This is a genomic window from Hoskinsella mucinilytica, assembly GCF_045223415.1.
GTDB lineage: Bacteria > Bacillota_I > Bacilli_A > Erysipelotrichales > Erysipelotrichaceae > Hoskinsella > Hoskinsella mucinilytica.
In genome coordinates this window covers 1-10,861 of sequence record NZ_JBEQZJ010000070.1, presented here as the reverse complement: position 1 = coordinate 10,861, position 10,861 = coordinate 1, and the positions used below count along the sequence as shown (strand labels likewise).

The following is a 10,861-nucleotide window of genomic DNA, read 5'->3' as shown; positions in this document are numbered from 1 at the left end:
CAAAAAAAGGTGATTTCTCACCTTTTCGATTCTTATTTTGCGTTAGCGTCTGCGGCTTTTACAGTATCCATGATGTTTTTAATGTTGATCGTACATCCGGATTTTACATCATCATTTTTCGCATAACCTTGTTCATCAAGTTCTACAGCATCGATTCCTTTATCAGCGATATATTTCTCCAATGATTCGATTTGTTCGTACCATTCTTTACCGATCTTAGTAGAATCACCTTGAGTTGCTGCTTTCATACCATAATCTTCTTTTAATTCTTTTTTAGTTTTATCGCCTTTTTCACTATAAGTTTCATCGATAGAAACTTTTGTTACTTTGTCACCCTGTTTTGTGATTTCAACAGTAACGTAATCACCTTTTTCACTTTTCGCAGATTCTGCTTTTCCTGTTTTTTCTGGTTCACTGCTTCCAGAACTACATGCAGCCAATAACAATGCAACTGCCAATACACTCAATTTTTTCATTTAACTTTCCTCCATCATTTGTGTCCTGTGATTTACACAGCATGTTAAATTTTTGTAAACTCCTTATTTACATAGCTATCATAACAAAACATATTCATGTTCGTCAATATATATATATCCTCTTTTATAGTTTTTTTTATTTAATACATCATTACCGCTTGAACCGCTCGTTTCCATCCTTCTAATTTTGCACTTCTTTCCTTTTCTTCCATCTTCGGTTGATAGGTTCCACCAACTTTAAATTGTGCTTTTACATCAGCTTGATCTTTCCAATAACCTACTGCAAGTCCTGCCAAATAAGCCGCTCCAAGTGCTGTGGTTTCACTAATCAAAGAAGAAACGACCTGAGCATTCAATATGTCACTTTGAAACTGCAACAAAAACTTATTTCTACTAGCGCCACCATCAACCTGTAAGATTGACAATGGCAATCCGCTATCCTCTTTCATTGCCATGATCACATCACTTGTTTGATAAGCAAGGGATTCTAACGTAGCTCTTATGATATGTTCTTGCGTGGTTCCTCTTGTCAAACCAAACATGGCACCTTGAACCTGAGGTTTCCAATATGGTGCACCTAGCCCTGTAAAACTAGGTACCACATAGACACCTTCACTGCTCTTGACACTACATGCTCTTGCTTCACTTTCACTACTGTTTTGAATGATCTTTAAGCCATCTCGAAGCCATTGAATCGCAGCACCTGCCACAAAGACGCTACCTTCAAGTACATAATCGACTTCCCCACGTATGCGCCAACCTACACAGGTGATTAAGCCATGTTTGGAATGAATGATATTTTGCTTGGTATTCATCAAAAGAAAGCATCCTGTACCATAGGTATTCTTTACATCACCTGCTTGAAAGCATGTTTGACCAAACAAAGCAGCCTGTTGATCACCTACCAATGCGCCAATGGGAATAGAGGTATCAAACAAACCATCGCTCATACCATACACTTCAGAGGTATCTTTGATTTTTGGAAGCATACATCGTGGAATATCCCAAAGTTTTAACAACTCTTCATCCCAATCCAACGTTTTTAAATTCATCAACATCGTTCGAGAAGCATTGGACACATCGCTCATGTGTCGTTTCCCTTTGGTAAGTTTCCATAATAGCCAAGTATCCATAGTTCCAAACAATAATTCTCCTCGATTCGCACGTTCTTGTGCTCCCTCAACATGATCTAAAATAAAGCGTATTTTACTCGCAGAGAAATAAGGATCAAGCAAAAGCCCTGTCTTTTCTTTGATCATGTCTTCCATTCCTGCTTTTTTCAGTTTTTCACAATATTCATCACTTTGTCTGGACTGCCATACGATCGCAAAATAAATAGGCATACCTGTTTCTTTATCCCATACAACTGTTGTTTCTCTTTGATTTGTGATACCGATTGCCGCAATTTGTGTTTCCTTGATTCCCGATTTCGCCAAAACCTCAAACATCACACCTACCGTACTTGCCCAAATATCATTGGCATTTTGTTCCACCCAACCGGGATGAGGGTAATAATTTTCCAATTCTTTTTGCGCTACTGACATGATATTACTTTCTTTATCAAATATAATTGCTCTGGTACTCGTAGTACCCTGATCGATCGCCATGATATAAGTATCCATATCGTTCCTCCTATACATGATTTCTTAGTATCATTATAGCATTCATTGAAAGCGTTTTCCACTAGACATCAATGACGATTTGTAGAAAAAGTAATGCTAAATGCTTTCCTTTCTAATGGTCTCTACGATATTATCGTTTTTGATTTTATGAATAGCATAGCTCATGGTTAAGGCCAATACTACAAATACACCTATGATGATTTCCAATATACTGAAAATTGGATAATCATATACAAAAACGAAACTATAAGAGAACATCCTATTCATGATCACCGTAGTCAATAGACCCAATGGTATTCCATAAAGGATTGCCTTGATGCCATAAAATAAGGTTTCATACATAATCATTTTACGAAACTTTGACGGCGTGATACCAATCGATTTGATCATCGCAAATTCTCGTTTGCGTAGCGATACGCTTGTCGAAATGGTATTCATGATGTTTGCGGTACATATCAATAAGATCAAGATAACAAAGCCATAGAGGAATACTGAAACAAACAAATATTGTTGTTCATCTTTTTGTCTTTGCGCTGAAATATCCATTGTACTGGAAACCATGGTTTCCGAATGTTCTTGTAGGATCTGATCCACTTGTTTGCTTAATGCTTTGCTGTCTTTACTTAAATATTGAACTTCATAAAAATTCGCAACGCTATCGCATTCCTTTTCACTCAACTGTTGATTCAATGCAACAAGATTATCCATATTGGTAACGGCAATGATTTCAATCTCATCGGCATGTCCTTTGTTCATAGGAGGAACGATATCAGTTGTCTTCACAATGGATAGATCTTGTAGCTCATATGGTTCTTGATCTGTTTGTAACGAGGCTTTCCTTGCCTGAAAAGATAAAGTATCTCCTTGTTTCTTTGATAAAAGTTTGATATTGGAATATTGATCGACTTCTTGATCTCTTATGGTTCTAGTGTTTACTAAAATGATACCCGGAATATCTTGTTTCATATCTTCTTGATTGATACCCACTTCTTTTCCATATTCCGCAAAGGATGCATCATCCATCACTTGAAGTGTCAGTCTTGGATATGCATATGCTTTGAAATCCTCTTGCGATAATTGCATCGCTTTTCTTTGCTTTTCAAGATACGTCATCGCCTCATCTGTGAAATGAATTTGATCACTCATCATTAGCTGTTCTTCTGAAAACATACGACTACTTGTTGCGGCTGAGACATTTTTTAATTGCGTAATCAAATGCTCATTTGGCATTACACCATACTCATTCATATAAAAATCTACGATAAAATCCGCATCCACACTATTTTGTACCATACCAAGACTGTTTTTCATCGAATTTGAAAAGTAAGATACATTCATAAATAATACGATGCATATGATCAAGGAAAACAACGTCGCAAGATAACGAGAATGATTGCGTTTCGTATTTTTTAAACCGAGATCCGCTTCAATACCAAACAAAACCTTCACCCATTTGCTTGTATGAACATCACGTTTTCTTATATTAATATCCTTTTGTTGTCGAATGGCTGTGATTGCGGATATACGACTAGCCCTATAGGAAGGAAGCCATGCGGACAAAGCAAGCACAAGAATCGAAAAGACGATTGGTAGCATCACACACCAAAGATTGATGATTGGTTTTAATTCAAAGGCTTCGTCTAATACGTTTTTAGCGATAGGGTTTAAACAATAGAACGTGATTGCAATGCCTGCAATACCGGAAAACAGACCTATCGGTATGGCAATAAGACCAATGATGAAGGCCTCAAAAGCAACAGATTGACGTTTCTGTCTTCGTGTAGCACCAACACTCGATAACATCCCTAAATAGCGATTTCTTTCACTTAGAGAGATGGAAAAAGCATTATAAATCAAAGATACTCCTCCCATTAAAATGATTGCTCCCAAGAAAGAACATACCATAAGAATGGTTGTCAATATTCTGGTATCACTTAGTCCTTTGTACATCAACAAAGAAGTGTTTTCTTGTATATTGGTATCGGATAACTGATATTTATTTGAGAAATGTTGAAGATCATCATAGAGATGCTCCTCATTTTGAAAGGTCATGCTTAGCATATAGCTATCCTTTTGAATCATCTCTTCATCAAAGGGAATCAAAAATTGATAAATATCCCCATTGTTTGATAAATCACCTCTACCATAATCGATTACCCCGCTTATCTTAAATGTTTGTTGCTTTTCTTTATGAAACACATGTTCTTCTTCCTCTGTTTCATAAAAGCCAATATCAAAAGAAATAGAATCATTGATATGATAAGGAAAGTTCTTATGTTCCATCAATTCTTTAGGAACCAATAGTTCATGTGAATTACTTGGAAGTGTTCCATCTATCAAACTTGCTCCATATAACTCTAAATGATCCAAATCAGAGGAAAGCAAAGTATTGCTCATCTCTGTGGAAATATCCTTTTGTATCACATATCCAACAAAACCCAATCGTGCACGATCTTTTAACGCCGGCTCTTGATAAATATCCAAACATTGTTGTTGATTCAAATCAACCAAACGTGCTTCATAAGTACCATATCGGATTTCACTATATGCAACCATGGATGCTTGAAAGGAAAAAGCGATGACGCAAATCGCCGATATCATTGCAACACAGATGATCACTCCAAGAATGGTTACAATGGTTCGCTTCTTGTTTTGTTTCATACAATTCCATGTCACTTTATGGATGATATTCATCGACGAATCACCTCGTCTTTGACGATATGTCCATCTTCAATCGTTATCATACGATCTGCCTGTAATGCAATTTTCTCATCATGAGTGATCATGATCAAGGTTTGATTTTTCTCCTTATGTAACCTTTTCAATAAGTTGATGATTTCATCACTGTTCTTGCGGTCCAAATTACCCGTTGGTTCATCAGCCAACACCAGGGTCGGAGAAGCAATCAGTGCACGCCCTATCGACACCCTTTGTTGTTGACCGCCGGATAATTCATTTGGCAAATGCTTCAAACGATGTTTTAATCCTAAGATATCAATAAGCTCATCAAATTGACTTTTTACGATCTTACGATGATCCAATTGTAAAGGTAATGTGATATTTTCTTCTACATTCAATACCGGTATCAGATTATAAAATTGATAGATCAATCCGATTTGTCTTCTTCGAAAAATTGCCAATGCACTTTCATTTAATTGATACATGTCATTCCCATCTACATAAACCTTCCCTGCAGTAGGTGTATCTACACCTCCTAGCATATGTAATAAGGTAGATTTTCCAGAGCCGCTTGGGCCTACGATTGCCACGAATTCTCCTTGTTCGACAGTAAAACTGACATCATCCAACGCCTTAACTGCAGTCTCACCTTTTCCATATTGCTTTGATAAATGTTCTACTTTTAAAATTTCCATAAGTTCCCTCCTGTTACCCTTTCAGCATACCAGATGTTCATGACTGCTTTATGACTTGTACATGACAATATCGTCATTTATAAAAATGAAGGATAAACCTTGTGCCTTGGTTTAAGGCACTTTCCACCTCAATATCTGCATTTTGTTCTAACAGAATCATTTTTGATAAAGAAAGGCCGATTCCCGCACTTTCACTTGAAGCATTTTCTCCTTTATAAAAGCGTTCAAATACATGAGGAAGATCCTTTGCGTCAATCCCACAACCATTATCTTCGATCACAACGATCGTTTGTAATGGATTATCTTCGCAATGAATTTGAATGCTACCATGTTTCGGTGTATGTTCCATACTATTTTTCAAAATATTCACAAACGCCTCGACACACCAGTTTTGATCCACTTCAACGCTGATGTCATCCTCACATTGTATGCTTACATGCTGTTCTTTTAATTCTATGGGAATGCTGATCGGTAAAATTGCTTGTTGTAATAGATCCTTTAAGGCATAGCGAGCTTTATGAAACTCAATCGCTCTAGCATCGATCTTGCTGATTTTTAATAGCGTGGAAACCAACCATTCAATTCGTCTTAATTGTGTTTGAATCTGTATCAAAAACGCTTTTCGTTTCTCTTCCGGAAGCTTTTCATCCTGAAGCAATTCACTCATCACCAACATCCCTGTCAATGGTGTTTTTAATTGATGAGATATATTGCTTAATGCATCTGCTAAAAAGGTCGTATCTTTTTTCAAAGATGCGCTTTGTTGTTTCAAAATACTGGTCATCTTATAAATATCACTTTTTAAAACACTCAATTCGCCTTCTCTATGATCCCTAATATCCAATAGATTACAACCTTGATAAACAGCTTGAAGATACATCGATAACTCTTTGATATTTGTATAGCGAGTCTTGGTCATGCGATAAAATAACCAAGATAATCCCATTCCTTCCATTATGACCCAAAGCATAGCATAAGTAGGATATCGTATGCTGAAACATGCAAATAAGAAGATGATGGTCATACAGCCATAGATAAAATGGCGAATCTCTTTGTTATGCCACATGTTCCTTCTCCATTCGATAGCCAAGCCCTCGCACTGTGACGATGATCAATGGGTCACTTGGATCATCCTCTAATTTTTCTCTTAATCGTTTGATATAAACACTTAACGTATTGTCATTTACATAGTTTCCTGCCACATCCCAAATACCTTCTAAGATTTGTCCTCTCGTTAAGATCTGTCCTTGATGATTCAAAAACACAAGCAACAAACGATATTCTAAAGCAGTTAATAAAATTTCCTCTTTCTGTTTATATACCTTCCCCATTTTCGTATGGATCGTAATGTTTCTGATTTGATAAATACCATCATCCTCTTGCTTTTGATAACGTCGCATGACCGACTTGATCCTGCTTAACAACTCCCTCACACGAAAAGGTTTACTTATATAATCATCTCCGCCCATATCCAGACCCATGACAATATTGACCTCATCATCCATTGCCGTAAGAAAGATTACAGGGATATCCTGCCTTTGTTTTGCATATCTACATATATCATATCCATTCCCATCAGGAAGTCCCACATCTAACAACAATAAATCAAAGCGTTGTTCCTCTATTGCTTGACACGCACGCTTTACCGTTTTACAATGCGTCATTTGATATCCTTCTTTTTCCAAAGAATACAGTAATCCCAAAGCAATGGCATCGTCATCTTCCACAAATAAAATTTTCATAATAACTTCACCTCATCAATATTCAAAGTATAAAAGAAAATAGATCTAAAGTCTATCTTAATGACAAATTCGTCATATAAAAAGAGGCATGTTCGCCTCTTTGGTAGTATGCTTTTCATAAGCTGATTTCTTCTATATAATCACAATCTTCAAATACTTGTAAAAGATCCATACGTCGATCATTGCTTGGTAAGCTTAATGTCATTTCCACGAAGTAGCTTCCTTTTTGTTCACTGACTTGTAAATTCAGTATTTCGATATGCAATTGTTCCAACTGCTTCTGTAGTTTTCCTAAATTTCGTTTATCCTTTTGCATCAAGAAACTAACCTCTTCTTTATAAGATTCATGAATGAAATGTCCATGTAATAAAATCTGTATTACCACAATCAAAAGAGTAGTTAACACCCCAATGATATACAAACCACTGCCGATTGCCATTCCTATCGCACTGGTTGCCCAAATACCTGCTGCCGTGGTAAGTCCTGATACCGTATTTTTTCGAAGAAAGATCATCCCAGCACCCAAAAAGCCTACTCCTGTCACGATTTGTGCCGCAATACGAGAGGGATCCAAAGCGATACCGGCATCTCCTAAAATATCAGAAAATCCATACTTACTAACTACCATGATCAAAGCAGCCCCTAGTGATACGATCATATGAGTACGAATACCGGCTTCCTTATTTCGATTCTTTCGTTCATACCCTATCACTGCCCCACAAATGCCTGCCAAAAAAATTCTTGCCAACAGTTCTGCCTGTGTCCATATCCATGCATTCATATGCTCACCTTCTTACGATTCTATTATACGCCTGATTCCTTGTTTTTTACAGTCATCTACTTTTCACGTAAAAAAGGATCCCACAGTGCTTTTAATTCATGAATGGCTTCATCCATTTCTTCTAAGGAAATGGCCGCAAAAGATAATACGATATCCTTTTGTGCATTCTGATTCAACCAAATGGAGTGCTGTGCGCAAATATCGATCAATTGTTGACTATCTATTTCATATGGAAACCGCAAGATCAATTGTAAGCCTGCTTCCTCTAATAGAATATCCGCTTCAGGGAAGCATTCTTTCAATAATGACATCATGCTTCTACTTTTTAATTCATAACGCTTTCTTAAGCGTTTCACATGTCGTTCTAAATGTCCATCACTGATATAACGTGCCAAAGCAAGCTGTTCAATTTTAGAAGCACTGGGACCATAGTTTTGTACTTGATATTTTGATTGCATATTTGGTGTCATGATCAAATAACTAATACGAAGCGATGGCAATAATAACTTAGAAAAAGAACCGATATAAATAACATGTTCCCCCATATCATACCCTTGCATACATGGCATCAAACGGGTATGATAACGAAGTTCGCCATTATGGTCATCCTCAATGATCCAAGCGTCGTATTTCTTCGCCCATGCCAACAATTCCTTTCTCTTCCATGAGGTTAAAGGTTGATGATCACACCCCATGCTTCCTGCATTGATATACAATACCTTGACCTTTTTTTCTATCAATTCTCTCACGCAAACACCACCTGTTTGCATTGACAATTTCACAACCTCAAACTCATAATCATGAAATACCTGTTCTGCTTGAGAAAACCCACTCTCTTCCATACCTATGATCGTATTCTGAATATACCCACATAGGATATATAACAACGATTGAAAGCTTGCGCCGATCAACATTCGATCAGGTGTAGAAAACACCCCTCTCATAGAATAGGCATATCTTCCCAAAGCCAAACGAAGAGCATACTCACCTTGCGCATCCCCATAAGTCGTGATATCTGATTCCGTCTCTAATACCTCTTTTAGATATTTTTTCCATAAAGAAATATCAAACGCATCCTTATCCATTGTTTGGGATCGAAAATCATAACGAGCTTTCACCTTACTTTGTTTCAAAGGGCGCTCTACTAGCTGCCTTCTAAGTTTTCGTTGTTCTTCCTCTACATCCACAAAAAAACCTTTTTGAGGAATAGATTGGATATATCCCTCCATCAACAACTGATCATAAGCTCTCTCAATGCTCGTCTTACTGATCTTCAATAGCTTTTCACATTTTCGTATGCTCGGCAACTGATCCCCTTTTTTCAGATAGCCTGCCAATATATCATCTCTTAGTTTTTCATATAATTGACGATAAATTGGGATACCCTCTTTTTTCTCAAAATTGATCGTATTGATCTTCATCGTTATCACCTCTTCTATTATAACAAACTGTACTCTAAAATAATATATATTCTGTATATTTTTACAAGTACAGTTTTCTGATAAAATAGGGAACATGCAGAAAGGGGCTTATGAAAATGAAAAAGAAAACATTAACAACACAGCAGATCGTGCTGTATGCTTTGGGGATGGCGGTTGTCTTTGTCGCAACGCTATACATCAAGATACCGAATGCCTTAGATGGCTACTTTAATTTAGGAGATGGCTTTATTCTTTTGTTTGCCAGTATCGTAGATCCATTGGGAGGATTTTTGATTGGAGGATTAGGCAGTGCTCTTGCGGATGTTGCCGGAGGCTATGCCTACTACTTCTTTCCTACTTTGATCATAAAGGGATTAGAAGGTTTTCTTGTCGCATGGTTATTTCAAAAATATGGTGAGAAAATCAAATGGGTTGCGTACGCACTTGGCAGTATCATTATGGTCGTCGGCTATTTCTTTGCGAAATGGTATCTAAAAGGAAGTATGATCATAGCTTTGGGCGGTGTTGCGGAAAATATCTTCCAATCCGGTGTCGGTTATGTGATTGCTATCGTAGCATTACCTGTTGTAAAACGTTGTTTACATCAAAAAAAGTTAAATATTCAACAAGCGAAGTAAAAGGTCATTCTATATGGATGACCTTTTCTCTATCCTGTAAGAAATAAATGGTTGTTTTTCTTTTTGTTTTTTTCTATAATAAGTATCATGTGAGAAAGAAGGCATGTTATGTTTACACAAGTCAAATCATGGATCAAAGAGCATCCTTATTGCTTGCTATTGACCTATTGGATCTTTTATTTACTTTATTTTGAATTATTAGAACATATAGCCGTTCCTAGCTATATTATATATTCCCCATTAGATGATCTGATTCCATTTAATGAATTCTTCGTCATTCCTTATCTTCTATGGTTCCCACTTCTTGTTTTACCACTTGGTTATTTTTTATTTCATTCGAAAAAGGATTTTCAAGATCTATGTTTTTTCATGTTTACAGGAATGAGTTTTTGTCTGCTTGTTTATACCATCTTTCCCAACGGATTGAATCTACGTGTTCCAATCACCGCTACAAACCTATGTGCACGGTTGGTCGGTTTCCTTCAAAGCATTGATTCTCCAACCAATGTTTGTCCATCCATTCATGTTTCAAGTACTGTTGCCATTTGTATCGTCGTATGGAAATATCAAGGGTTTCATCATGCGAAAGCCATCAAGATTTCTACCATTTTATTATCTGTGATGATCATTCTCGCAACCATGTTCATCAAGCAACATAGCATCATTGATGTCATCTTAGGTATTGCTTTATCCGGCGTATTATATCTTGTCACATATCACTTTCCTTGGCGTAAGCTCTTCGGTCATGGGCGATTTTCAAAACTAATCAATTAATTCACATAAACAAAAAGAGAATTCTTAAGTTCA

The 10,861-nt window shown here is 36.8% G+C and carries 10 protein-coding genes; 2 read left to right on the top strand and 8 right to left on the bottom strand.

The window, feature by feature from the left end; genetic code table 11:
- Positions 1 to 32 precede the first annotated feature (32 nt).
- The 8 genes from UGRO018_RS16900 to pdxR form a co-directional block, all read right to left on the bottom strand.
- Positions 33 to 476 carry a hypothetical protein gene (locus UGRO018_RS16900; RefSeq protein WP_416327687.1) on the bottom strand — a complete coding sequence of 148 codons (444 nt, stop codon included), beginning with the start codon at positions 474 to 476 and terminating at the stop codon, positions 33 to 35.
- A 140-nt stretch (positions 477 to 616) separates the two neighbouring features.
- Positions 617 to 2,098, bottom strand: a complete 1,482-nt coding sequence (gene glpK / locus UGRO018_RS16895; RefSeq protein WP_416327686.1) for a glycerol kinase GlpK — start codon at positions 2,096 to 2,098, stop codon at positions 617 to 619.
- Between the two features lie 96 nt (positions 2,099 to 2,194).
- Positions 2,195 to 4,792, bottom strand: a complete 2,598-nt coding sequence (locus tag UGRO018_RS16890) for an ABC transporter permease (protein ID WP_416327685.1) — start codon at positions 4,790 to 4,792, stop codon at positions 2,195 to 2,197.
- A complete protein-coding gene (locus UGRO018_RS16885) occupies positions 4,789 to 5,472 on the bottom strand; it encodes an ABC transporter ATP-binding protein (protein WP_416327684.1) in 684 nt (227 codons plus the stop codon). The genes UGRO018_RS16890 and UGRO018_RS16885 overlap by 4 nt, the downstream gene beginning before the upstream one ends.
- Positions 5,473 to 5,545: 73 nt before the next feature.
- Entirely contained in the window at positions 5,546 to 6,538 is a 993-nt protein-coding gene (locus UGRO018_RS16880) for a sensor histidine kinase (RefSeq protein WP_416327683.1), read from the bottom strand.
- Complete coding sequence (locus UGRO018_RS16875) at positions 6,528 to 7,214, bottom strand: response regulator transcription factor (protein WP_416327682.1); 687 nt, start codon at positions 7,212 to 7,214, stop codon at positions 6,528 to 6,530. The genes UGRO018_RS16880 and UGRO018_RS16875 overlap by 11 nt, the downstream gene beginning before the upstream one ends.
- A gap of 115 nt (positions 7,215 to 7,329) precedes the next feature.
- Positions 7,330 to 7,995 (bottom strand): MgtC/SapB family protein, encoded by a 666-nt coding sequence (locus tag UGRO018_RS16870; protein ID WP_416327681.1) that lies wholly within the window; start codon positions 7,993 to 7,995, stop codon positions 7,330 to 7,332.
- Positions 7,996 to 8,051: 56 nt separating this feature from the next.
- Positions 8,052 to 9,416 (bottom strand): MocR-like pyridoxine biosynthesis transcription factor PdxR, encoded by a 1,365-nt coding sequence (gene pdxR, locus UGRO018_RS16865; protein ID WP_416327680.1) that lies wholly within the window; start codon positions 9,414 to 9,416, stop codon positions 8,052 to 8,054.
- A 116-nt stretch (positions 9,417 to 9,532) separates the two neighbouring features.
- On the opposite strand from pdxR, the gene UGRO018_RS16860 reads away from it, so the two are divergent.
- Together UGRO018_RS16860 and UGRO018_RS16855 are read left to right on the top strand one after the other, a co-directional pair.
- The gene (locus UGRO018_RS16860; RefSeq protein ID WP_416327679.1) at positions 9,533 to 10,054 is read left to right on the top strand and encodes an ECF transporter S component; all 522 of its coding nucleotides are present in this window, start codon (positions 9,533 to 9,535) and stop codon (positions 10,052 to 10,054) included.
- 108 nt (positions 10,055 to 10,162) lie between these two features.
- Positions 10,163 to 10,828, top strand: coding sequence for a phosphatase PAP2 family protein (locus UGRO018_RS16855; RefSeq protein WP_416327678.1), 666 nt, complete (start codon positions 10,163 to 10,165; stop codon positions 10,826 to 10,828).
- The last annotated feature ends 33 nt before the right edge of the window (positions 10,829 to 10,861 follow it).

Coding starts and splice junctions, on each gene's coding strand:
- glpK (WP_416327686.1), bottom strand. CDS start 2,098: ATGGATACTTATATCATGGCGATCGATCAGGGTACTACGAGTACCAGA.
- UGRO018_RS16890 (WP_416327685.1), bottom strand. CDS start 4,792: ATGAATATCATCCATAAAGTGACATGGAATTGTATGAAACAAAACAAG.
- UGRO018_RS16855 (WP_416327678.1), top strand. CDS start 10,163: ATGTTTACACAAGTCAAATCATGGATCAAAGAGCATCCTTATTGCTTG.
- UGRO018_RS16875 (WP_416327682.1), bottom strand. CDS start 7,214: ATGAAAATTTTATTTGTGGAAGATGACGATGCCATTGCTTTGGGATTA.
- UGRO018_RS16900 (WP_416327687.1), bottom strand. CDS start 476: ATGAAAAAATTGAGTGTATTGGCAGTTGCATTGTTATTGGCTGCATGT.
- UGRO018_RS16880 (WP_416327683.1), bottom strand. CDS start 6,538: ATGTGGCATAACAAAGAGATTCGCCATTTTATCTATGGCTGTATGACC.
- pdxR (WP_416327680.1), bottom strand. CDS start 9,416: ATGAAGATCAATACGATCAATTTTGAGAAAAAAGAGGGTATCCCAATT.
- UGRO018_RS16860 (WP_416327679.1), top strand. CDS start 9,533: ATGAAAAAGAAAACATTAACAACACAGCAGATCGTGCTGTATGCTTTG.
- UGRO018_RS16870 (WP_416327681.1), bottom strand. CDS start 7,995: ATGAATGCATGGATATGGACACAGGCAGAACTGTTGGCAAGAATTTTT.
- UGRO018_RS16885 (WP_416327684.1), bottom strand. CDS start 5,472: ATGGAAATTTTAAAAGTAGAACATTTATCAAAGCAATATGGAAAAGGT.